The sequence below is a fragment of the Mucilaginibacter phenanthrenivorans genome, assembly GCF_024721155.1.
In the GTDB taxonomy this organism is placed as follows: domain Bacteria; phylum Bacteroidota; class Bacteroidia; order Sphingobacteriales; family Sphingobacteriaceae; genus Mucilaginibacter; species Mucilaginibacter phenanthrenivorans.
Map to the genome: position 1 here is coordinate 211,777 of NZ_JAHVAP010000010.1, position 22,291 is coordinate 234,067.

General features: G+C 43.6%; 19 protein-coding genes. 8 read left to right on the forward strand and 11 right to left on the reverse strand.

All coding sequences use genetic code 11. The features are described 5' to 3' along the window. Window positions 1–36: 36 nt before the first annotated feature. From KXD93_RS23020 to rpmA, 7 genes are all read left to right on the forward strand, one after another. A complete protein-coding gene (locus tag KXD93_RS23020; RefSeq protein WP_258139731.1) occupies window positions 37–1,758 on the forward strand; it encodes a GMC oxidoreductase in 1,722 nt (573 codons plus the stop codon). A 45-nt stretch (window positions 1,759–1,803) separates the two neighbouring features. After that, window positions 1,804–2,124, forward strand: coding sequence for a YbjQ family protein (locus KXD93_RS23025; protein ID WP_258139732.1), 321 nt, complete (start codon window positions 1,804–1,806; stop codon window positions 2,122–2,124). Window positions 2,125–2,274: 150 nt separating this feature from the next. Continuing rightward, window positions 2,275–3,660 carry a dicarboxylate/amino acid:cation symporter gene (locus KXD93_RS23030; RefSeq protein ID WP_258139733.1) on the forward strand — a complete coding sequence of 462 codons (1,386 nt, stop codon included), beginning with the start codon at window positions 2,275–2,277 and terminating at the stop codon, window positions 3,658–3,660. Between the two features lie 47 nt (window positions 3,661–3,707). Continuing rightward, entirely contained in the window at window positions 3,708–4,082 is a 375-nt protein-coding gene (locus KXD93_RS23035) for a four helix bundle protein (protein ID WP_258139734.1), read from the forward strand. A gap of 109 nt (window positions 4,083–4,191) precedes the next feature. Next, complete coding sequence (locus KXD93_RS23040) at window positions 4,192–4,701, forward strand: hypothetical protein (protein ID WP_258139735.1); 510 nt, start codon at window positions 4,192–4,194, stop codon at window positions 4,699–4,701. Window positions 4,702–4,770: 69 nt separating this feature from the next. Beyond that, on the forward strand, window positions 4,771–5,079 hold the full coding sequence (gene rplU, locus KXD93_RS23045; RefSeq protein WP_091374057.1) for a 50S ribosomal protein L21: 309 nt from the start codon (window positions 4,771–4,773) through the stop codon (window positions 5,077–5,079). A gap of 48 nt (window positions 5,080–5,127) precedes the next feature. After that, a complete protein-coding gene (gene rpmA / locus KXD93_RS23050; RefSeq protein ID WP_258139736.1) occupies window positions 5,128–5,592 on the forward strand; it encodes a 50S ribosomal protein L27 in 465 nt (154 codons plus the stop codon). 186 nt (window positions 5,593–5,778) lie between these two features. On the opposite strand, the gene KXD93_RS23055 is transcribed toward rpmA, so the two are convergent. The 8 genes from KXD93_RS23055 to pbpC all read right to left on the reverse strand — a co-directional run bounded on the left by KXD93_RS23055 (window position 5,779) and on the right by pbpC (window position 14,869). Next, window positions 5,779–6,780 (reverse strand): M1 family aminopeptidase, encoded by a 1,002-nt coding sequence (locus KXD93_RS23055; RefSeq protein WP_258139737.1) that lies wholly within the window; start codon window positions 6,778–6,780, stop codon window positions 5,779–5,781. Then, window positions 6,728–7,366 carry a gluzincin family metallopeptidase gene (locus tag KXD93_RS23060; protein WP_258139738.1) on the reverse strand — a complete coding sequence of 213 codons (639 nt, stop codon included), beginning with the start codon at window positions 7,364–7,366 and terminating at the stop codon, window positions 6,728–6,730. Before KXD93_RS23060 ends, KXD93_RS23055 begins: the two co-directional genes overlap by 53 nt. A 13-nt stretch (window positions 7,367–7,379) precedes the next feature. Then, a complete protein-coding gene (locus KXD93_RS23065; RefSeq protein ID WP_258139739.1) occupies window positions 7,380–7,835 on the reverse strand; it encodes an energy transducer TonB in 456 nt (151 codons plus the stop codon). Between the two features lie 4 nt (window positions 7,836–7,839). After that, the gene (locus KXD93_RS23070; RefSeq protein ID WP_258139740.1) at window positions 7,840–8,208 is read right to left on the reverse strand and encodes an energy transducer TonB; all 369 of its coding nucleotides are present in this window, start codon (window positions 8,206–8,208) and stop codon (window positions 7,840–7,842) included. Window positions 8,209–8,221: 13 nt separating this feature from the next. Beyond that, the gene (locus KXD93_RS23075) at window positions 8,222–9,196 is read right to left on the reverse strand and encodes a polyprenyl synthetase family protein (RefSeq protein WP_258139741.1); all 975 of its coding nucleotides are present in this window, start codon (window positions 9,194–9,196) and stop codon (window positions 8,222–8,224) included. Between the two features lie 128 nt (window positions 9,197–9,324). Beyond that, window positions 9,325–11,460 carry a ribonuclease R gene (rnr, locus tag KXD93_RS23080; protein ID WP_258139742.1) on the reverse strand — a complete coding sequence of 712 codons (2,136 nt, stop codon included), beginning with the start codon at window positions 11,458–11,460 and terminating at the stop codon, window positions 9,325–9,327. Window positions 11,461–11,569: 109 nt separating this feature from the next. Continuing rightward, window positions 11,570–12,280: a 3'-5' exonuclease gene (locus tag KXD93_RS23085; RefSeq protein ID WP_258139743.1), complete on the reverse strand. Its 711-nt coding sequence runs from the start codon at window positions 12,278–12,280 to the stop codon at window positions 11,570–11,572. Between the two features lie 195 nt (window positions 12,281–12,475). Further along, on the reverse strand, window positions 12,476–14,869 hold the full coding sequence (gene pbpC / locus KXD93_RS23090; protein WP_258139744.1) for a penicillin-binding protein 1C: 2,394 nt from the start codon (window positions 14,867–14,869) through the stop codon (window positions 12,476–12,478). 8 nt (window positions 14,870–14,877) lie between these two features. On the opposite strand from pbpC, the gene KXD93_RS23095 reads away from it, so the two are divergent. Further along, window positions 14,878–15,600 carry a glycosyltransferase family 2 protein gene (locus tag KXD93_RS23095; protein ID WP_258139745.1) on the forward strand — a complete coding sequence of 241 codons (723 nt, stop codon included), beginning with the start codon at window positions 14,878–14,880 and terminating at the stop codon, window positions 15,598–15,600. A gap of 49 nt (window positions 15,601–15,649) precedes the next feature. Here KXD93_RS23095 and KXD93_RS23100 read toward each other — a convergent pair whose 3' ends face one another. The 3 genes from KXD93_RS23100 to KXD93_RS23110 all read right to left on the reverse strand — a co-directional run bounded on the left by KXD93_RS23100 (window position 15,650) and on the right by KXD93_RS23110 (window position 22,271). Continuing rightward, entirely contained in the window at window positions 15,650–16,024 is a 375-nt protein-coding gene (locus KXD93_RS23100) for a four helix bundle protein (protein ID WP_258139746.1), read from the reverse strand. 69 nt (window positions 16,025–16,093) lie between these two features. Next, window positions 16,094–21,703 carry an alpha-2-macroglobulin family protein gene (locus KXD93_RS23105; protein ID WP_258139747.1) on the reverse strand — a complete coding sequence of 1,870 codons (5,610 nt, stop codon included), beginning with the start codon at window positions 21,701–21,703 and terminating at the stop codon, window positions 16,094–16,096. A 163-nt stretch (window positions 21,704–21,866) separates the two neighbouring features. Further along, entirely contained in the window at window positions 21,867–22,271 is a 405-nt protein-coding gene (locus tag KXD93_RS23110; RefSeq protein ID WP_258139748.1) for a hypothetical protein, read from the reverse strand. Between the last annotated feature and the right edge of the window lie 20 nt (window positions 22,272–22,291).

Sequence of the window (22,291 nt, forward strand, 5' to 3'; positions counted from 1 at the left end):
GAGTTTCCAATATCACCCGTTAAGAACGCCCCAATTATGTCTTCACCCGAATTTAATTATACGGCTACAAGTAATCATACCTACGATGCTATTGTCATTGGGTCGGGAATTAGTGGGGGATGGGCGGCAAAGGAACTTTGCCAGGCGGGCTTAAAAACGTTGGTTTTGGAGCGTGGCAGGAATGTAGTGCACTTAAAGGATTATCATACAGCCACCAAAAATCCATGGGACTTTAAACACCATGGATATATTCCCAGGGAAACAAAGGAAGACAATCCGGTGGTTAACCGCTGTTATGCATTTGATGAAGGTACAGAACACTTTTTTGTGAAGGATAAGGAACATCCCTATATACAGCAAAAGCCGTTCGATTGGATTCGTGGATACCAGGTTGGCGGGAAGTCGCTTTTATGGGCCAGGCAAACGCAAAGATGGAGTAAATTCGATTTTGAGGGCCCTGCCCGCGATGGCTTCGCTGTTGATTGGCCAATAGGTTACGAAGACATAGCTCCCTGGTATAGCTATGTAGAAGGTTTCGCCGGGATTAGCGGCAACCGCGATAATTTAGAAACCCTGCCTGATGGTGAGTTTTTGCCGCCGTGGGAAATGAACGTTGTTGAAAAGGTAATGCAGGAACGGATAATGGCACATTACAAAGACCGGCACGTTATCATAGGCCGTTGTGCGCATTTAACCCAGCCAAATGAGGTCCATTTGGAGCAGGGCAGAGGACAATGCCAGGCGCGCAATTTATGCCAAAGGGGATGCCCGTTTGGGGGATACTTCAGCTCGAATTCTTCTACCTTGCCAACCGCGGCAAAAACAGGCAATCTTACCATATTGCCTGACTCTGTAGTACATTCTATTATTTACGACGATAAGAAAAAGAAGGCAACCGGTGTTAGGGTGATTGATGCACACACTAAACAGGCAACAGAATATTTTGCTAAAATAATTTTTGTTAATGCAGCGGCATTAAACACAAACCTGATCTTGTTAAACTCAACCTCTTCACGTTTCCCAAATGGATTGGGGAATGACAATGGTTTGCTTGGCAAGTACATCGCATTTCAGAATTACCGGGGTTCATTGACTGCAAGGATGGATGGTTATGAAGATTCGTACTACTATGGACGTCGCCCAACCGCTGTTATGATGCCAAATTTCAGGAATGTACATAAGCAGGAAACGGAATTTCTGCGGGGATATATGACCTTTTACACGGCTACCCGCGGAGGCTGGGGGCATTCTGCCGATGGTCCGCAATTGGGCGGAGCCTTTAAGGACGCTATTTCGGAAGCGGGCGACTGGGGCATTTATATGATGATGCAGGGAGAAACTATCCCGAAAGAAACTAACCATGTTTATTTAAGCAAGGATCAAAAAGACGAATGGGGAATCCCATTGCTTACAGTATCGGTTGACTATGACGATAACGATGAGAAATTAATGAGGGATTTTTTAGAGCAAGGGGCAGAGATGCTGAATAAGGCAGGTTGTAAGAACATTAGCCATAACGATAGTAAACAAGCGCCGGGGCTTGATATTCATGAAGTAGGTGGCGTACGAATGGGGCATGATCCTAAAACGTCGCTGCTTAATAAATGGAATCAACTGCATGCCTGTCCCAATGTTTTTGTAACTGATGGCGCCTGTATGACATCCGCAGGAACTCAAAATCCGTCACTTACCTTTATGGCACTTACTGCCCGCGCGGCACATTATGCTATAGCTGAAATAAAAAAAGGCAATCTTTAGAAACAAATCACTTAAAAACTCATCAAATAACAAAACTTAAAAATTATGTTAGTTACAACAAGCACAGGTTTAGAAGGATATAAGATCACCCAGCATTTGGGGATAATAAGGGGAATCACCGTTCGCTCACGTGGTATCGGCGGTAATATATTGGGTGGGTTGCAAACAATTATGGGCGGCCAGAACAGCGTATACACCGAGCTTTGCGAAACGGCCCGGGAAGAAGCATACCAATTAATGATGCAGCATGCCCAGCAGCACGGCGCAAATGCCGTTATAAATATGCGTTACGATGCCAACGAGGTTATGCAGGGCGTAACAGAAGTGCTGGCTTACGGAACAGCAGTTGTTGTGGAAAAAATTTGAGTTAGGGATCAGAGACTGGAGATCAGAGATTAGTTCCTGGCGCTTTATGTTAACAGGCTTTTATTCGCTGCTTACTTTTTACGCAACTAACCCCTAATCTCTGGTCTCTAATCAACTCAAATAACTACTTTTGCAGGCTCAAAGAGTTCTATGCAAAAAAGCAAACTTACGCTCTATATTTTTGTCGCCCTTATTTTGGGCGTGATAGCGGGTTACCTGTACAATGTGTACGTAATAAATGCCATTAACACCCGGATGAGTTCGGCAGATGTGGCTATCAAAAAAATAGACACTCGCTTAGCAGGGTTGGACAGCACTGCTATCGCTTACAAGAATTTTAAAATTCAGCGGGCAACCCAGGTTAGCCTCCGTAAGGTTGCTGACGACCAAAGGGAGGATAAGCTGGAAGGCTTTAATATTCTAAGCAAGATCTTCCTTAACCTTATCAAGATGATCGTGGGGCCGCTCGTGTTTTCAACGCTGGTGGTTGGCGTGGCAAAGGTGGGCGATATTAAAGCTGTCGGGCGAATAGGGGGCAAGACGCTGTTGTGGTTTTTGTCGGCAACCCTGGTTTCGCTTTTATTAGGTATGTTGCTGGTTAACCTTTTTCAGCCGGGAACAGAAATGCATTTGCCATTGCCTGATAGCCACTTATCTACAGGGATAAAGAAAACGGGAATTTCATTGAAAGATTTTGTTGATCACGTGTTCCCGAGAAGCTTTTTCGAGGCGATGACGAACAACGAGATCCTGCAGATCGTGGTGTTCTCTATATTTTTTGGTATCGCGACCGCAGCCATCGGCGAAAAGGGCGAAATTGTTATCAAGGCAATGGACGCCATTGCCCACATTATATTAAAAATAACCGGGTATGTGATGATGCTTGCACCGCTTGCTGTCTTTGGCGCTATAACTGCTATTATAGCTAAGCAAGGCCTTGGAATTTTATCAACCTACGCTATTTTTATCGGTGAGTTTTATTTTTCCCTCACGGTACTTTGGATGGTGATAATCTTTGCCGGCTTTGTAGTACTGCGTAAAAGAGTTTTCAGCCTTGTCGGCAAAATAAAGGATGCTATGTTGATCGCATTCAGCACATCAACCAGCGAAGCCGCTTATCCAAAGGTGTTGCTTGAGCTGGAGCGTTTCGGCTGTAATAATAAAATAGTAAGTTTTGTACTGCCTCTTGGGTATTCCTTTAACCTCGATGGCTCCATGATGTATATGACTTTTGCCTCCTTGTTTTTAGCGCAGGCTTACAATATGCACCTATCTGTAGGGCAGCAAGTAACTATGTTGCTGATATTAATGCTTACCAGCAAGGGTGTGGCAGGCGTTCCGCGAGCTTCGTTGGTGGTTATAGCCGGAACCCTACCCATGTTTAATATCCCCGAAGCCGGGCTGGCGCTCATCATCGGAATTGATCCCTTGTTAGATATGGGCCGCTCCGCAACCAACGTGCTTGGCAACGCAATGGCAACAGCCGTAGTAAGTAAATGGGAAAACGAATTAAGCGAGGAACAATTAGTGAATTAGTGATTTGGCGAATTAGTGATTGCTAATAATTATTGATTTTTATATTTATGACTGAAGATAATCAAAAAGTCGATTTTGCCGAGATGATGCGAAATCGCACAAAAAAGTTTGTTGTTGATAATATCAAGTTTTATAGAACTTTGCCAAAGACAGAAGAGGCTAAAATTATTGGAAGGCAGCTATTAAGATCATCGTCTTCAGTTGGAGCTAATTACCGCGCTGCTTGTCGTGCAAGGTCAAAAGCTGAATTTCATTCGAAGCTTTCAATCGTAGTTGAGGAAGCTGATGAATCTGTTTTTTGGATGGAGATTTTGGTGGAGGCAGAAGTTGTAAAACCGTCTGAACTTGATTATTTATCCGACGAAGCAAGCCAAATTCTCAAAATTGTCTCGGCCTCCAGAAAGACCGTATCATCTAAATAATGATTAAATATATAATTGATTTTAAAATCACTAATTCACCCACTCACCAATTCACTAACTGCATTAAAATCACTAATTCACTCAATCACCAATTCACTAATTAACACCAATGTCCGATAAAGCAAAAAAAATATTTTTTACATTAACCATAGTGGTTCCGTTCCTGTTGTACTGTGTGTATTATTATAGCAGGATGCTGAAGAACGCACCTTATAAATTCACGGAATTTAAATCGTTTGTAATTCAGTATGGTACCAGCGACAGCCTGGTAAACAAGTACGACTCCAAAACCGGTAATTATCAGTATTTAAACAAGAAGGACTCATTAATAAAAACCAATATTTTGCTTAAAAACAGCGAGCTTTTATACCTGCATCGCAAAGCTGCCGACCTAGGGTTCTGGGATTTTCCATCAGACGAGCGGGGCGACAGTACTAAATACAAAGGTTTGAAGCCTGTTCGCTATTATATCGAGTTTAACTATCAGCGTAAAAGCAAAAAGGTAGTGTTCGATGAATCATTTAATGGCGACCCGAAATTAAAGGATGCCAATGAGGGGCTGATCAAGGAGATTACATCGGTTTTGTCGGAAGCAGAAGATAGAAAGAAAAATAAATAGAGGTGTTGTTTATTGCGAATTGTATTCCTATATTTGCACCTCGAATTTTAAAACAATAATTAACAAACAATGTACGCAATAGTAAGTATAGCCGGACAGCAATTTAAAGTTGCAAAAGACCAGCAGATCTTTGTACACAGGTTACAGGGTGATGAAGGCGCTAGTATTGAATTTGACAACGTATTGTTAGCTGAAAACGAAGGTAAATTTAAATTAGGTTCTGATTTAAAAAGCGCTAAAGTATCTGCTAAGATAGTGTCTCATTTAAAAGGTGATAAAGTAATTATCTTCAAAAAGAAAAGAAGAAAAGGTTACAAGAAAAAGAACGGTCACCGTCAGCAATTTACCAAGATAGAGATCACTGGTATCACATTATAATTAAAGTTTAATCGGACCGGTTTCTATCGGTCATAAAGATATTAAGAAATGGCACACAAAAAAGGGGCCGGTAGTTCCAGAAACGGCCGCGAGTCACATAGCAAACGTTTAGGTATCAAGATATTTGGTGGTCAGCCGGCAATTGCAGGTAACATCATCGTTCGTCAGCGTGGTACCAAACACAATCCGGGCCTTAACGTAGGTATCGGCAGAGATCATACCTTATTTGCTTTGGCTGAAGGTATCGTAACCTTCAAAAAGAAAGCAGACAACCGTTCATACGTTTCTGTTTTACCTTTGGAAGCAGCACCGGTTGCAGAAGTAGCAGCACCTGCACCAGCAGTAAAGGCTGAAAAGAAAGTTGTCGCAGCTAAAGCTCCTGTAGCAGAAGAAGCACCAGCGGTTGAAGAAACACCAACAGAAGAAGCTGCTCCGGTTGCAGAAGCAAAACCAAAGAAAGCAGCAGCTCCTAAAAAGAAAGCAGCTGATTCAGAAGAAAAAGCAGCTGAGTAATTCAGCTTAAGCTCATCATATTGAAAAGCCCGGATTTATTTAAATTCGGGCTTTTTGCGTGAATATAGAAATCCTGTCATTGCGAGGAGGAACGACGAAGCAACCTCGTCGCAATGCATATTCGCCATGCCCTACGACGAGGTTGCCACGCTATCGCTCGCAATGACAATGTTTAATACAAGACCTTTATTCCATTATCACCTTCTTCAAATAATAACTGTCCGCATCTACCACAGGCATAATTTTACTATCAACCTTAATTCCCTTACTGTCAACCATCATTCGTTTTGTACCGGCATCGGTAGTTACATCAATAGGTAGCGGGATAGACATATTATCCAGTTGGATCAGGTACTTACCCCTAGGCTGGGCTTTAATATGAATTTCCAGCTTATTAATTGAGCGTAGGAATAGATCAAACAGAGGTTTCATATCCATTCCCGATTCCTGGCTGAAGAAGTTTTGGACGTCATCGGTTGTTACCAGGTTGCTGTAAGTATATTTTGGCGAGGTTACGAATTTTTTAAGCGCAGGGAAGAAAAGGCTATCACCCATTATATAGCAAATGGTATGCATAAAGAATGCGCCCTTGCCATAAATATCACCGTTATATGCTGCTTCCTCGTCAATGTCCTTGCCCATCACAATAGGGATCTTGTTGCCAAAAGTAACCGCTGATTGCTTGAAGAATTTTATGTAAGCTTCTTTACCTTCAAACTCTCTAACATACAGGGCATCTCCATAAGTGCAGATTCCTTCGTGGATCCAGTAATCGGCCCAATCCTTTGCAGTAACTTTGTTGCCCCACCATTCGTGGCCGAACTCGTGGTGCATCAGCCCATCATAATCCTCTCCGCCGACTTTGGTGTAGTGGAACTTGTTGCCGTAGGCATTCATGGTTTGATGCTCCATACCTAAGTGTGGTGTTTCGCAAATGGCTATTTTTTCCTTGGCCCACGGGTATTCGCCGAAATATTTCTCCTGCTCGTGAATTGTTTTTTCAAAAATGTCCAGGTGGTGCTGTGCCTTGGCTTCGTGTTCCTTTAATACGTAAAACTGCAGCGGTACCTTGTTGCCATCGATAGTGGTGTACGTTCTGCTTACCACTGCAAAATCGCCTACGTTAAACAGGATGCTATAGTTGTTGATGGTGTATGGTTTTCCAGTGAAAGGTAGCTGTTTCGCCATGTTTGGTCACTTTTTGAAGAAGACCAGGCCCGGCAACTACCAATTCTTTAGGCACAGTAATGATCATATCGACGCCCTCGTTTGGTTCATCGGATGGGTGATCCTTACATGGAAAATAAAGCTTGCCGCCTGTGCCCTCAGCAGTTATCGCCATCCACGGGTGACCTGTTGAATCTGTTTTCCATATAAATCCATCATCCCATGGCGGTCTGCGGGCAACATGAGGCTTGCCACCGTAAATGACCTTTACGCTTGCCTTTCCGGCCGGCAGTTCATCCGCAAGATTTATTCTTATCAGGTTATTTTTATACTCAAATGCTTGTTTTTTGTTGTTTACCAAAACCTGGTTGATGTTTAGTGAATCAAGCAGGTCAAACAATAAAACATGCGTAGGCTGCGCCATAATCACATCGATTGTGGTGTAACCATCGATACTGCGTTGCTTAAAATCAACGTTCAGCGCAATGGTGTAGTGCCTTACATCCATTATGGCTTGTTCGGGCTTTAGCTTACCGCCGGAGGTGAGTTCCTGGGCAAAGCTTCTACCTGTCAATAATAAAATAAATAGGATAAGTAATTTACGCATCTGATTGTTTTTACTAAATTTTAAAAGTGACAGGTATTTTAAATAAAACTTTTACGGGCCTTCCATTTTGAATAGCGGGAACCCAGGATGGGGAATGATTTATGAGTCGAATTGCCTCTGCATCCAAATCTGGTGCAACACCGTGTAATATTTTAACATCAGTTAAGTGACCGTCTGTGCCCACGACAAATGAAACAATTACTTTCCCCTCAATCTTCTTCGTCCAGGAATCTTTAGGGTACCGCATATTCTTTTCAATGTATCTGTAAAAATTATCTGGTCCACCGGGAAACTCAGCAGCTTTTTCAACTGAAATAAAAGTAGGATTAGCTTTAGAAAAAGCGTTCAACTTAGTGGAGTCCGTCTTAGACTTATCCTCCAGGCCCTCAATATCTGGCGGACTGCTAGTCTGTGCCTTCAGGCCCAAAAACGTCAATGCTAGTAAAATAGTAAATAAAACTTTTTTCATAATCTTATGCCTTAATGAAAAACCTGATAGGAACAGTATATTTTGATTTAATAAACTTATTGTTTTTCATGGCTGGGATCCATTTTGGCGAAAGGTTTATCACCCGTAATGCTTCTTCATCAAAAGGTGGGCTCATGCTTTTGGCAACCTTGATCTCGGTAAGTCTGCCATCCTTCTCCACAAAGAAACTAATAATTACCACGCCCTGTGTGTCGTCAGACGTGTTTTTTGGCCATTTCAAATTCTTATTCAAAAAGGCACTAAAAGCTTGTTTACCTCCCGGAAACTCAGGTGGGGTTAAAGCCTGGGAATAAGCTTTATTAATAAATGAGAATAGTAGGATAGCAGCAGAAATGATCAACAGTCTTTTCATGCACTAAATATAATTAATTCTCCCTTACCAGCAACCCGTCTGCAAAATCGCGCAGGTACTGTTTGTGTTCTTCCGGTAAATTAATGGCATCAAGCGCGTCGAAGGCTTTGTCGGCATAGGTTTGCATAGCTTCTTCTGCGTATTTTCTTATGTCGAGTGAGTTATAAATGGCAGTAACTGCTTCAACTTTATTGGCAGTATCAAATTCTTTCAAGTCTATCCAATGGTTTAATTCGATTGTTTGTTGGTTATTAGCAAGTTCCTTAGCCTTTATTAAAAGATAGGTCTTTTTGTTCGAAATGATATCACCGCCAACCTGTTTGCCAAATTTTTCCGGATCGCCGTAAACATCCAGGATATCATCCTGCAATTGAAACGCAAGCCCTAAGTGTTCACCAAAACTGCTTAATAAGTTGGCATCTCTCAAATCTGCTCCGCCAATCAAAGCGCCTATTTTTAAAGCACCGCCCAATACTACGGCAGTTTTAAGGCGGATCATTTCCAGGTATTCGTCAATTTTAACATCCGTTACCTCTTCAAATTCCATATCCAGATGCTGGCCCTCGCAAACACCTGTGGCCGTAGTATTAAAGATGTCGAGGATAGGCCGTAACAAACGGTCCTCAACCTGCATCATCAGCTTATAACCCTCTACCAGCATCACATCCCCTGATAGGATCGCCGCATTTTTGTTCCAGCGTTCGTGTACTGTGGTATGGCCGCGGCGTAAGGGTGCGTTGTCCATAATATCGTCATGCATTAGCGTGAAGTTATGGAACACCTCGATCGCTAACGCGGGTGGGATAGCTGCGTCTACATCACCGCCAAACAGGTCGCAGGCCATTAAAAGCAGGGCAGGGCGCATGCGTTTGCCGCCAAGTGACAGAATATAGCTTATGGGTTCATATAACGCAGCAGGATATTCCGGGAAGTTCAGCTTATCAATAGCATCACTTATAATTGCCTGCAAATCTTCGAGTTTCTTCATTTATTTTGGATTTCACCGATTTAAGGATGATTTCACTGATTTTTTTGATTGATTTGATTAAGTGAGTAGTTAGAAAAAATCAACTTAATCCAACCCAATCAACTTATTCTAACTTAATCAACCTCTGACTAATCCTGTACCAGTGAAAAATCGATCTGCTTTTTTGTAAGATCTACGTTCTTCACTCTTATTTTAACCTCATCGCCCAGCTGGTAAACCTTCTTTTTACGCTGACCAATGATGGCATAGTTTTTTTCGTCTAAAGTATAAAAGTCATCCGAAATATCACGCAGACGAATCATGCCCTCGCATTTATTTTCGATGATCTCAACGTACATGCCCCATTCGGTAACGCCCGAGATAACACCGCTAAAGATATTGCCAACCTGGTCGCGCAGGTATTCAGCTTGTTTGTATTTAACCGAGGCGCGTTCGGCATCGGCAGCCTTTTTTTCCATTTGTGAGCTGTGCTGGCAAAGTTTTTCGTAATGCTCTTCGTTGGCCGACTGCCCGCCATTCAGATAATGGAACAGCAGCCTATGCACCATCACATCCGGGTACCGGCGGATAGGAGAGGTGAAGTGGGTGTAGTGGTCGAAAGCCAATCCGTAATGGCTTGAACTTTTTGTAGTATAAATTGCTTTTGCCATGGAGCGGATGGCCAGTTGGGTAAGCACATTTTGCTCCTTTTTTCCTTCTACATCCTCCATTAAATAATTAAGGGATTTAGCAGTTTCCTTATCTGATTTAGTATTGATCTTATAGCCAAATCTCGCAGCAAATTGTGCAAAGTTTGCCAGTGCATCGGGCTTCGGCGTATCGTGAACCCGGTAAACAAACGTGTATTTGTGCTTACCCTTTCCCATTTTGCTCACATGTTCGGCCACCTTACGGTTTGCCAGCAGCATGAAATCTTCTATCAGCTTATGGGCATCCTTTCGTTCCTTTACATAAACACCAGTAGGTTTGCCTGTTTCGTCCAGCTTGAATTTTACCTCGGTGGTTTCAAAGCTGATGGCGCCATTTTTGAACTTGCGCTCACGCAGCTTATAGGCTAATGCGTTTAGTTTCAAGATCTCATCAACAAAATCACCGGCCTTGTTTTCAATTACTTCCTGAACTTCCTCGTAAGCAAAGCGCCTGTCGGAATGGATCACCGTTTTACCGAACCACTCGTTGATGATGTAGGCATTTTCGTCCAGCTCAAAAACTGCGGAAAAGCACAACTTATCTTCCTTAGGCCGTAAAGAGCATAATCCGTTTGATAAACGTTCAGGCAGCATCGGGATCACCCTGTCGACAAGGTAGACCGAAGTTGCTCGGTCAAGAGCTTCTTTATCAAGCGCAGAATCAGGTTGGATATAGTGCGATACGTCAGCAATGTGGACACCTACCTCATAGTTGCCATTGTCCAATACCTTGTATGATAAGGCATCGTCAAAATCCTTAGCATCAAATGGGTCGATGGTGAAAGTTGTAATATTCCTAAAGTCGCGCCGTCTTGCAATTTCCTCATTGGTTATCACATCAGAGATTTCTTCAGACTCATGTTCAACTTCCTTAGGGAACGAAAGCGGGAAACCATACTCGGCGAGGATGGCATTCATTTCCGTATCGTTCTCGCCCTGGGTACCTAAAATATGCTTGATGCGGCCAATGGGGTTTTTTGCGTCAGCGGGCCAGTCTGTAATTTCAGCGACTGCCTTTATCCCGTTTTTAGCGCCGTTGAGCTCACTCATCGGGATAAAAATATCGTGCATCATTTTGCGGTCGTCAGGGATAAAGAATGCAAAGCGTTCAGAGAGTTTTACAATCCCTGTGAACTCCATTTTCGCACGACTGATGATCTCAATAACCTCACCCTCTTTGTGCTTACCCTTGCTTTTGGCATAAACGTAAACCTTAACGCGGTCGCCATTCAGGGCATTGCGTAATTTGCGGGGAGCGACAAAAATATCGCTCTCATCCGTATCATCCGTTACTATAAATGCCGAACCGTCATTGGTCAGATCAACTTTGCCTTCAATAAAGGTCTTAAGTTCAAGCAATTGAAATTTGCCGGGAACCACTTCCTTCAGCGTGCTCTTTTTTGTTTCTTCTCTAAGTATATCAAAAATTATATCCCGGTCATCCGGGTCGCGAACGTTTAATTTGGCAGAAACTTGTTTGTAATTCAACGGCGTATTGCCGTTTTGTTCAAATATGTCAAGTACCATTTGTGTGAGTACCCTGACGATAGATGAACTGTTTTTCTTTTTAGACATATGTATTATTTGTACAAAGATACGGGATAAAGTTTTAAGTCTTGAGTACTAAGTATCAAGCCCCGGTTTGCACGAGAGATTCTACGATTATTGACTTTAGGGTGATATTTTAGGCGCCAATTATGGTAATTCGCTCATCGGCAATCAGTTCTTCGCCCCGGTACCGCCTTAGTAATTGGGCCGTTGCAACCACATCCTTTTGGCAATAGATGCAAATCCTTTCAAGTTCATTATCTACCCAGTAAACTTTGCCCACCATGCTGCCATCGATATCATCTTTTGGTGTGGGGATATTAAAGATAGCGGTGAGCAAACTCAGCGAGGTGTAACTTTTGTAATCGCCAAACTTCCATAATTCCATGGTATCCAGGTGATTGATCTCCCAGGGTTTCTTGCCTGCCAGTTCCAGTTGCGAAGGGATTTTTACGCCGTTAACCAGCATCCTGCGACAGATATAAGGAAAATCAAATTCTTTACCGTTATGTGCGCAAAGGATCAGGCTGGCAGGCTGACTAACCAATAATGCAGCAAATTGTTCCAGCAATTCCTTTTCATCATGTGAGGCAAACGACTTAACCCTCAGACCTGTATTCCTGCCATTGGTAAAGATTCCCATCGAAATACAGATAATTTTTCCGAATTCGGCCCAGATGCCCGCGCGCTCGTAAAAGTCCTCAGCAGTTTCTTCCTTACGCTGGTGAACGGTTTTTAAATCCCACAGCTTTTGAAAATGCTCCGGCACCTCGTCGAAGGTTTTATATTGAGGAACAGTTTCAATATCAATTACCATCAGGTTATGAAGGTCGTATTGTTCAAGCATTTGCTTATCTTAATTTTTGAGCAAGATAATAATCAGTTGGCAGTTTTTAGTTGGTGGTTTGCAGTTTTTACAAGGGGGGTTAACAGGGTTAACACAATTTCGATTTATTTTGAATTAAATTATTGATAATCAAATAATTATAAAATATAGGGGTTAACACAAATTTGCGATAAACAAATCGTGATAGATAGTTAACTACTTCTCCAGTACTTCAAACCCTATATGTACGGTGTTTCCGTTCCCATCAACCAATGTAAGCACGTGTTTACCTGGCGGCGGGTTTAAAGCCATCTGGTGAAAGTCTTTTGTTTCGCCTATGTACTTATCATCCAGGTGCCAAAAGATCTTTACACCCGCCTGCCTGTGTGCTGCATTAAAGATCACGCGTCCACGGCTGCCATCTGCTTCCAGCGGCACATATATTTTAGCGCCGTCCTTCGGGTAGATGACTTCCATGGGAACAGCATTTTCAGCCTGTACGCAATCCGGCCGGAACGGCGGTAAAATCCGGTATTGATAGTTTTTAGTTTTATAATAATATTCCATTGACGGCGGTAGCACGAACCAGTTTTTGTTGATGATCTGATCCGGTGGGGTGCAGTTGCCGGTTACCTGCCATTTACCATTGGCACTTAAATGAACCAATTGGTGATAGGGGCAAACCGGGGCTTTCAATCCGCCTTTGGGCACCCACATGTCGTCGGTTTCGTCGCAATAATCTCCGGCGCGGTAACCACTTTGGTGGCAGACTTTTATTTTCACCATTTCGCCAACCGGCATTTCGAACCAATCGCGGGTAACAGGCAGCAGGCGGAAGATCTCGAACAGTGCAGGAGCGGCTGTGTTGATGCCGGTAAGATTTGGCCTGCCTTCGCCATCGGTATTGCCAACCCATACACCAACGACATATTTGGGAGTTATGCCAATTGCCCAGCCGTCACGAAAGCCAAAGCTTGTTCCGGTTTTCCAGGCCACCCGCTGGCTAGAGCTGAACTGCTGCCATAACATTTCCTCGCCGGGGCGCATTACCTCTTCCATGGCTTGCAATGTGTAATAAATTGAGCCGGCATCCAATAAACCTGATTTCTCCAGTTCCGGTTTTTTTTTTTCTGTTGAGATGTTGTACACCGGGTTGTGATAATCTGCCGGGTCATATTTGCCGTTGTATTTATTGTAGTGATTGAGCACCCGCGCCAGGTCGGTATAAGCGCCGCTTAGTTCCCAAAGCGTGTTTTCACCTCCGCCTAAAATAAGTGATAAGCCGTAGTGATCTGCCGGTTTTTTTAACGTGGTAATCCCCATTTTTTGCAGCGCATCATAAAAGCGCTCATACTTAAATTGTTGCAGCATTTTTACTGCGGGCACGTTTAATGAGCGGGATAAAGCCCTTGAAGCAGGTACTGCACCGTCATAACCTAAGTCAAAATTTTCCGGGTGATAACCGGCAATTTGCGTAGGGATATCCGGCATTAAACTATTCGGCAACAGCAAGCCGTCATGCAGCATATTGGCGTACAGGATCGGCTTAAGTGTACTCCCCGGGCTGCGCGGAGCATTTACCACATCCACATCGCTTTCCATTTCCGGGTCTTCCGGGTGGGCTATATTACCAGCATAAGCCAACGTGGAGCCGGTTTCCACATCAAGCACAACTGCTGCAATGTTGTTAATGTCGTTTGATTTTAAAACCTGGTGGTGTCGTTCCAGGATCTCATTTACCTGTTGTTGTAAGGTGGATTTGATGCTCGTTTTCAACCTGGTATCGCCGTGGACATTGTTTTGATGATCCGCTTTAAATCTTTCAAGCAGGTGAGGGGCAAGGGTTGGTAGGGGCATCGGCCTGTCGGGCACCGGCTCAAATTTGGCGAGTGCCGCTGTTGTAGAATCTATAATGCCTTGTTTGTGCAATTTGTCAAGCAGTAAATTTCTTTTTTTTAATAGGATAGCACGGTTTCTACCGGGATGCACCAGTGACGGAGAATTGGGCAATACCGCCATTGCGGCCATTTCACCCCAGGACAATTTATCAGGACTGCGCCCAAAATATCGCCAGGAGGCAGCATCGAGCCCGATAACATTTGTTCCGAACGGGGCATTGCTTGTATATAATGATAAGATCTCATTTTTACTATAGCCAACCTCCAGGCGCATCGCCATAAAGATCTCTGTTAGTTTATTCCAGACGGTTCGTTTATGTTTGGTTGCAAGGCGGATAACCTGCATGGTCAAGGTGCTGCCGCCGCTGGTAACCTTTTTTGAGCGAAAGTTTTGCCTGATTGCCCGGCTTAACGCCAAAACATCGAAGCCTGGGTGGCTCATAAAACGTTTGTCCTCAAAAGCTATGATGCACTGCTTGAACTTCTCAGGTACTTCAGCGTTGGGAGGGAAGCGCCATTGTCCATCTTTCGCTATTGAAGCGCCAAGTAATTGACCATCTGCATCGTCAATTACATAGGAAGTGGGGCTGTTGAATAACGGTTTGGGCAGGCAAAACCAGAATAGCAGGAACAGGGCTGATAAAAACGCCAGTATTATTATTACTTTTGGTTTTTTAAGGAAAGTTTTTAGTCGATTTAAACCCAGTCGCATTTATTGGAATGAAGATAGGAAAGTTATCAATTATTATCCCCGCTTACAACGAAGGTAACACGATACATTTAATTTTAGATAAAATTAAGGCTGTTGACCTGATTGAGGATATCCAAAAGGAAGTGATCATTGTAAACGACTTTTCTACCGATCATACCGAAGAGGCTATCCACACCTATCAGCAAAATAATCCAGAACTGCCCATCAGCTATTATAAACACGAGTTTAACAAAGGAAAGGGGGCTGCATTACATACCGGCATTGCGAAAGCAACCGGCGAATACCTGATCATCCAGGATGCCGATTTAGAATACGATCCCGCCGAATATAACGACCTTTTAAAACCCGTATGTTCCGGCTTTGCCGATGTGGTTTACGGCTCACGCTTTATGGGCAGTAACCCGCACCGCATTTTATTTTTCTGGCATACCATCGGCAACCGCTGGTTAACGTTTGCGTCAAACATGTTCAGTAACCTTAACCTAACGGACATGGAAACCTGTTACAAGCTTTTTGATACCAAACTCATCCAATCCATCAAACTCACCGAACAACGCTTTGGCTTTGAGCCGGAGGTTACGCAGAAGATTGCACGGGTACCAAAAATTAGGATTTACGAAGTAGGCATTTCATATTATGGCCGTACTTATGAGGATGGAAAGAAGATTGGATGGAAAGATGGGGTGAGGGCGATATATTGTATTTTGAAGTATGGGCTGTTTAAAATGTAGTTGATTAGGTTGATTGAGTTGGATTAAGTTAGATTGAGTTGTTTTTTTGTTAGTCCAGTTCGTTGTTCTTCTTTCTTTTAATGAATTGAATATAGCCGTTCAATAATTTGAGGCATTGATCGTATTCAATTTGGAACGATTGCAAAAAATCTTCCGGTATTAGTTTTTCATCAAGGGCCACTATCATGTGGTCTAATGTTTCCGATAACGAACCTCGAGCGATAATACAAAAATGAATATTATCCTGGTAATGGAAGCGCCCATGTCCTTCTGCAATATTATTTCCTATTGACCTTGAACATCTTATTATTTGATCATTAAGTCTGTATTTTTCTTCTGATGGAAATGTCTTCACCAAAGCAGATACCATGTTTCTAATTTTTCTTGCCTGTTTCCATGTTTCCAACTCTGTAAATGAAGCCATTTCCTAACTACTATCTTTTAATTTTTATAACCTAATCAACTCAATCCAACTCAATCAACCTAATCTAACTTACTTAACTACTTCAACCCATTGCCCCTTAATCAATGCCGTTATCGCATTATTATACATTGCTTCACAATAAGTAGCCGGTAAATAGTACTTGCCTGCATAAGCCGCGTTCAACATTACATAATAAGTTACTTCCTTGCCCTCAAGTAAACTGAAGTAGGTATTTACCCTGTCGTCCCTGATGTCCCTGTAATCTGATTCCGACGATGCAAAAGCTTCCGCACCATTCATCATCCGCGTGTTCAGGATCTCCCAACCTGACGGGAAGATCTGCGTAAGTGCCATATTATCATAACGGCCGCGTTTGCCGGGATTTTTGATGGTTACCTGCGCTACAAAATCGGTTCCCTGTTTCAGGCTTACCGGGTCAACAGGTTTACCGCCCAGGGTTGTGTAAGCTATCCGCATTTGTAAAACATCCGGATCGATGCGGGTTTGCACATCATCGCCCGATGATGGCTGACCTTGCTGGATCAGCCTGATATATAATTTGTTAGTACCTGTATTTCTTAAGGTTACATTTCCACCCCGTGCATCAACCGGCAATTGCCACAAATAGGACGATGAGCTAACCGCCGCCTTCGATTTACCTGCCGTGTAACTGAACGTTAATTTACTGCTCGATTTATGCTCACCGCAGTATTGCGCAATCGCTATCAATGAATAAGCCGTGGTTTGCGTGCTGTACCAATCATCCTGTGATAGTCTTGTGGCAACCGTACGCAATAAACCCGACGCTTGCTGTTGTTTGCCAAGCAATGTGAGTGTTTCCAGGATCATCGCCTGGTCACGAAGATCGGAACCGAACGTGCCATACATGGAGTTATACGGTTTAACCGTTAATGGCAAGCCGGCAATCATCTGCAAGCCAATTTCCGGCTGACCTGAAAGCTTATATGCAGCCGCTAGCCTCCATTTTGCTTCGGGGCTCAGGTATTTGTATTCCCGTAACCTATTCATCGCGCCAAGCTCAGGTGAGCGTGCCAGCGCTAACAGGTATAAACGATATGCCTGCACCAAATCGCTCCAATAATATGCTCGTGGGTCAGGTGTCCATGCTACGGCCTTTTGCTTTTGGTATTTTTTCCATTGGTCAATAAAGCCAAGCGGCAGGCTGTAGCCTTTTGCCTGTGCTGCCAGCATAAAGTGGCCGGCATAATTTGTTCCCCATTCGTCGGCTTCACCAACACCCGGCCAATAGCTTAAGCCGCCGCCGCTAACCTGGAAGCCGTTCAGCCTGTTTATGGTTGCTTTTATATTTCGCTCGGTTTCTGCCTGCTGCCTTGGTGTAAGGTCAAGTAACTGACCCAAATACAATTGGGGGAATGCCGACGAAGTAGTTTGCTCAACGCAGCCATACGGGTATTCTATCAAATAATTTAACCGCTTGGTAAGGTTCATCGGTGGGATGGAAGCAACGTCCAAAGTTGCCTTATTGGTTCCGTTGATCCCGATGGCAGAATAGGCAGCGCTCCAGCTTTCACCCGGCGCAAGCTCTTTTTCCTGGATCTTCGTAACCGGCGGATTTGGGTTGCGTACGTTCAGCTCGACATCATAAGCCGCAACCTCACCGCCGCTTTTTGCTATGATGCGTACTTTACCAACTCCCACAAAATCCTTAACGCTCAAGTCAAATGTTACCAATTGATCGCCGGTTTTAGCGAAGGTGATGGTCTTCTGGTTATTACCGCCAAGATTACTGAATGCATTCGACTGCACCGATACATTTACCGTCTTGATGTTGTTCTCCATCGCAAATACAGTAACCGGCAGCTGGATCTTTTCTGATGGACCTAATACACGCGGCAAAGTCGCCAATATCATCAGCGGCTTTTTAATAGCCACTGATTTTTCGGCGTGTCCGTAACTACCATCATGCCCTGCAATTACCATCGCCTTTACTGAGCCAATATATTGTGGCAGCGTAAACGTATGGGTTTGCTTATCGCCTGCATCCAAATGGTATGGCCCTAAGAATTTCACAACCGGTTTAAAACGGTTTACGGATACGTTATGGTTGGTGCCCGCCGTGCCGTCACCACCTATACTTAAAATGCGTTCAAGCCCGCCTCCATAAGCCCCGATCACATAGTCAAACAGGTCCCACGTTTTTACGCCAAGCGCTTCACGGGCATAAAATGTCTCGTGCGGATCAGGGTTTTTATAATTGGTGATATCCAGCAGCCCTTCATCAACAATGGCAACGGTGTAAGTCATTTCCTTACCCGAAGCCTCGGATACGGTTATGGATGATTGCGTTTCCGGCCTGATCTTATCCGGCATGCTGATCACCGGTTTTAAAATGGTTGCCGGGTTATCAACGTTTAATGGGATTGCACCGTACATCCTGATGGGCAAGTCATTCACCGTTTGCGAATGCCGCTGCAACAGCGTAACGTTCACAAACACATTCGGCGCCATGGTTTCATCAACCTTAAATGTATAGCGGGTTTGTCCTTTTTTAGTGTCGATCCACGTTGTTTTTAAAACCTTGCTACCATTTTCAAAGCTGATCAGCGCACGGCCATCGCTCATGGTTGGGATGGTAAGTGTAGCATCTTCCCCAACTTTGTAGTTGGTCTTATCAGATGTGAAGGATAACATCGCCGCTTCCGTAGGGTTGGTTTGCTGCAGTCGTTCCGACCAGTTAGACCAATCAACATAAATTATCTTACCCGTTGAGTGCCCGGTTTGTTCATCCTTAACCCTGATAAGATAACGCCCCCAATCGGCCTGGTTAATGTGTAAATTCCATTTACCGCGACCGTTTACCAGCCTTACACTTGCTGTTTTAATGAGTTTGTTGTACTTGTCCTGCGTAAAATTGCTCATTTCGTTGCCGGTTTCGTCCCACCACCAGCGCCATTGTATCTTGTAGAGTTCTAATTCCACATTTCGGCTGCCCTCGAATGGCTTGCCGTTCACATCTACGTCGGCAATATCGATATCATGATCCTTATCGGTAACCAGCATGCCCGAAAGGTCGCTGCCTTTTTCAGTTTTAATGCCCACATATCCCGGGTAAACATTATATGGCATGCTCGACGATTGGATGCTGAAATTGCCGCCCGGCTCAAATACTTTTACCAGGAAGTTGGCAGTCAGTTGTCCCGGCGCTTGTTTTTCAATATTGATGTTGGTATTTACCGAAGCCTTTCCGTTTTCATCAAGCCTGCCATCAAATATGGTTTGGGTTTGCGTGGTAAAGGCCAGGGTAGGATCGTCAAAAACATAATCCTCATACCCTTTAAACGATGTTGATTTAGGCGATAAAAATGCGTCGACCTTAGCCTTTAAATTCTGAGCCGTTCCGCCGAAGAGCCATTGCGCTGTTAGGTTGCCGGTTACATCACCACCCTTTGTCAATTCCTTCGCGCCGTTGAACGATAGATTGATCTTTAATCGATTAGGCATGATGGTCTCTATCTTCACATTCTTTTCAAACACAGCTCCGCCAACCTTCACCTTTGCCGACCAGTTACCCGTAGGTGATGAAGTTTCGGTAGCCGTGTGGAAACTGTAAAATCCATCTACCGATTTGGTTTGCGTGATGCGCTTATATAGTTTTCCGTTTACATCCGATAACTCAAACTGAACCGGGAGATCAGGCGGCAAAGTTTTAAGCTTATCTTCCAATATGAACGACATAAATATCGAGTCACCCGGCCGCCATACGCCGCGCTCACCATAAATAAAACCTTTCAATCCGCTCTGGATTTGCTCTCCGCCAACATTAAAGCGGGAGAGGGGCAACGAGCTGCCGTCATCCAACTTCAAATAACCGCGTTCCTTGCCATTTTTGGCAACCAGCAGGTACGGTTTGCGCTTCATGTCGAATTTTGCCAGCCCATCGCCGTCTGATGTAGTTTTAAAGATCACCTGTTTTTGGTAGTCAAGCAGTTCCAGTTCAACGCCGCTCATTGGTTTAGCCGTCAATATGTTGGTAACCGCTACCAGCATTCCGTTATCGCTGCCGCGTTTGGCTATAAGGCCAATGTTTGAAGCAATGATATTCCTCACTGCCCAGCGTTCCTTGGTAAAGTATGAACCGGTGCAAGGGTCGTTACGTTGTTGCCAGTTAAAGCCATCGGGATAGTAGTTGTCATATCTTGACCAGAAATCATCGTCTTCATCACTGATTGTCCCCGTGTTGTTTCCAAAACTGCTGCCACCACCTTCATCACCGTAGCCTTCTTCGTCACCCTCGTTTTTTAGTACAGGGGATCCCGCCTTACAGTTGTAAATTGAATATTCCTGCCTGAAGCCGATAATTACGCGATAGATGGCACCCGGCTCAGTCCGTAAAAGCTGGTCGATATCCAGCATGAAGCGGTTCTTCTTATTTAAATTAAGACTTTTATCCTGGTCAAGCCGGATTGTTTTCTGCACCACAGGCTTACCCACATGGCGCAATTCTTCGCCGCCATCAAAACCGTTATTCTGGAAATATTGAGGCACGTTGTTTTCATAGATCTTTATGATACTCACATCGACCGCATTCAGGTTAGTGGCCTCAAAAGGCATCATTAGTTTGCCTGAGTCAGGCAGGATAACACCTTTGCCGGGAATGGTTACCGTTGGCAGCCTGTTCTCAAAGAATACATTCGCAGTATAAGTTTTGGTGATTTTTTTATTGGAGATATTTTCAACCCCCTCGTTAACAAATACACTGTAATTACCCTGCAAATGTTCCGGTGCATAAAGCTTTACGGTGCTGCCTTCAATGGTATAAGCTGCATCGGTTACGTTGCTCATGCCGATCAAGCCATTCAGTTCCTGTCCAACCTTTATCGCATCGGAAAATTGAACTAATACATATTGGTCGTTATCCTGAATTGCCTTAATATCAAGCACCTTAAAATCACCAATAGCCGGGATTTCAAAGGCCTGGTCGCCTGTTTTGTTGATATTAAGGCCGCTGCCATCCCAATGAATGTTAAGATGATTTACTATACCATTTCCCCGGTTTAGATCTGTCACTACAAACTTATGGGTTTTGGTAACGCTGTTGTGCTGCCAGCTGATGTGAACCGGGTTTACAAAATTTGCAGTGATTATTTTTTCTATCTCAGCCGGGTCTTCGTTATCGGCGGTTTGCAGTACGCCGCTAAGTTTCATCTTATCCAAAGATGTATTTGTGGCGGTTTGCAAACCGATAAAACTTACTGTGTAGTCCGGTTTTATAGTTTGGAAGTTGAATTTAAAGTCATCGAACTTGCCATCAACGGTAATTATCTTACCTAATTTAAAGTCTGCCGAATAGCTTTTATCCGGGTCGAGCTTACCGTCCGGCCTGAACTCGATGGTACGGGCATCAATCCAGTAAGCCTTGCCTTTTATCGATGGTGAAAAGCTGAAGATATTATCGGCTAAGGCCGCATTTTGCTCGTGACTTACCTGCACCTCGCCGGCCAGTCTTATCCTGATGTCGCTTCCTTTGGAAATTATCCCGGTGGTGTAAGACTCAATATATTTGCTAAATTCCGGATCGATTCCTGGTTTTTTTCGTCTTTGTGCAATGATAAAAACGGTTAAAAATACCAGTACGAGAAAGATACCGATGCTGATTAATCCCTTCCGGCTCCGGAAAAGGCTGTAGAAAGTGTCCATGGATAGGTTTGTTTATTGTCATGTAAATTATGAAATAAATGACAATAAAAAGGGTTGATGAAAAAAGATTTTTAACCGCTGATTAAATGTAATTTTGTTGATTTGACTGATCCTTGAGGGCTGTTATAATTATGAAAATCCTATAAATCTTAGTTTAAAAGAACTACAGGATCATCACCCCAACCTTATTAACCACAGGTAGTTTAACAAAGTTCATTTCAACAATACTTTCCGGGAGGAAAATAAATTTTTTGTCGTAGATCTCCTTACCAATATAAAAGCTTAACCAATATTCATTGTTTAAGCCGAATGTTTGCTCGTCGATGGGTTCGATGAGCTTATATGAATTTGGCTCTAAAAGAGGGATCATATGGCGCAGGGTGGATGTTTTTACCTGCACACCGTCCTTCTCGCCATAACCCTTCGAGGTGATGAGTACACTTTCAATAGGGATGTTCTTCAAATTAATCAGGTAGACATACCATATTTTGCTTTCAACGCTCTCCTTCTCCAGCGCTACCGCTATAGCAATATCCTTTACTACGTTGTTGGGCAGGTCTTTTATCATTTTATGGTTGATTAAGTTGA

What these genes read in the sequence shown, in the direction of transcription:
- KXD93_RS23020 (WP_258139731.1), top strand. Translation starts at nt 37, where the DNA reads ATGTCTTCACCCGAATTTAATTATACGGCTACAAGTAATCATACCTAC.
- KXD93_RS23025 (WP_258139732.1), top strand. Translation starts at nt 1,804, where the DNA reads ATGTTAGTTACAACAAGCACAGGTTTAGAAGGATATAAGATCACCCAG.
- KXD93_RS23030 (WP_258139733.1), top strand. Translation starts at nt 2,275, where the DNA reads ATGCAAAAAAGCAAACTTACGCTCTATATTTTTGTCGCCCTTATTTTG.
- KXD93_RS23035 (WP_258139734.1), top strand. Translation starts at nt 3,708, where the DNA reads ATGACTGAAGATAATCAAAAAGTCGATTTTGCCGAGATGATGCGAAAT.
- KXD93_RS23040 (WP_258139735.1), top strand. Translation starts at nt 4,192, where the DNA reads ATGTCCGATAAAGCAAAAAAAATATTTTTTACATTAACCATAGTGGTT.
- rplU (WP_091374057.1), top strand. Translation starts at nt 4,771, where the DNA reads ATGTACGCAATAGTAAGTATAGCCGGACAGCAATTTAAAGTTGCAAAA.
- rpmA (WP_258139736.1), top strand. Translation starts at nt 5,128, where the DNA reads ATGGCACACAAAAAAGGGGCCGGTAGTTCCAGAAACGGCCGCGAGTCA.
- KXD93_RS23055 (WP_258139737.1), bottom strand. Translation starts at nt 6,780, where the DNA reads ATGGCGAAACAGCTACCTTTCACTGGAAAACCATACACCATCAACAAC.
- KXD93_RS23060 (WP_258139738.1), bottom strand. Translation starts at nt 7,366, where the DNA reads ATGCGTAAATTACTTATCCTATTTATTTTATTATTGACAGGTAGAAGC.
- KXD93_RS23065 (WP_258139739.1), bottom strand. Translation starts at nt 7,835, where the DNA reads ATGAAAAAAGTTTTATTTACTATTTTACTAGCATTGACGTTTTTGGGC.
- KXD93_RS23070 (WP_258139740.1), bottom strand. Translation starts at nt 8,208, where the DNA reads ATGAAAAGACTGTTGATCATTTCTGCTGCTATCCTACTATTCTCATTT.
- KXD93_RS23075 (WP_258139741.1), bottom strand. Translation starts at nt 9,196, where the DNA reads ATGAAGAAACTCGAAGATTTGCAGGCAATTATAAGTGATGCTATTGAT.
- rnr (WP_258139742.1), bottom strand. Translation starts at nt 11,460, where the DNA reads ATGTCTAAAAAGAAAAACAGTTCATCTATCGTCAGGGTACTCACACAA.
- KXD93_RS23085 (WP_258139743.1), bottom strand. Translation starts at nt 12,280, where the DNA reads ATGCTTGAACAATACGACCTTCATAACCTGATGGTAATTGATATTGAA.
- pbpC (WP_258139744.1), bottom strand. Translation starts at nt 14,869, where the DNA reads ATGCGACTGGGTTTAAATCGACTAAAAACTTTCCTTAAAAAACCAAAA.
- KXD93_RS23095 (WP_258139745.1), top strand. Translation starts at nt 14,878, where the DNA reads ATGAAGATAGGAAAGTTATCAATTATTATCCCCGCTTACAACGAAGGT.
- KXD93_RS23100 (WP_258139746.1), bottom strand. Translation starts at nt 16,024, where the DNA reads ATGGCTTCATTTACAGAGTTGGAAACATGGAAACAGGCAAGAAAAATT.
- KXD93_RS23105 (WP_258139747.1), bottom strand. Translation starts at nt 21,703, where the DNA reads ATGGACACTTTCTACAGCCTTTTCCGGAGCCGGAAGGGATTAATCAGC.
- KXD93_RS23110 (WP_258139748.1), bottom strand. Translation starts at nt 22,271, where the DNA reads ATGATAAAAGACCTGCCCAACAACGTAGTAAAGGATATTGCTATAGCG.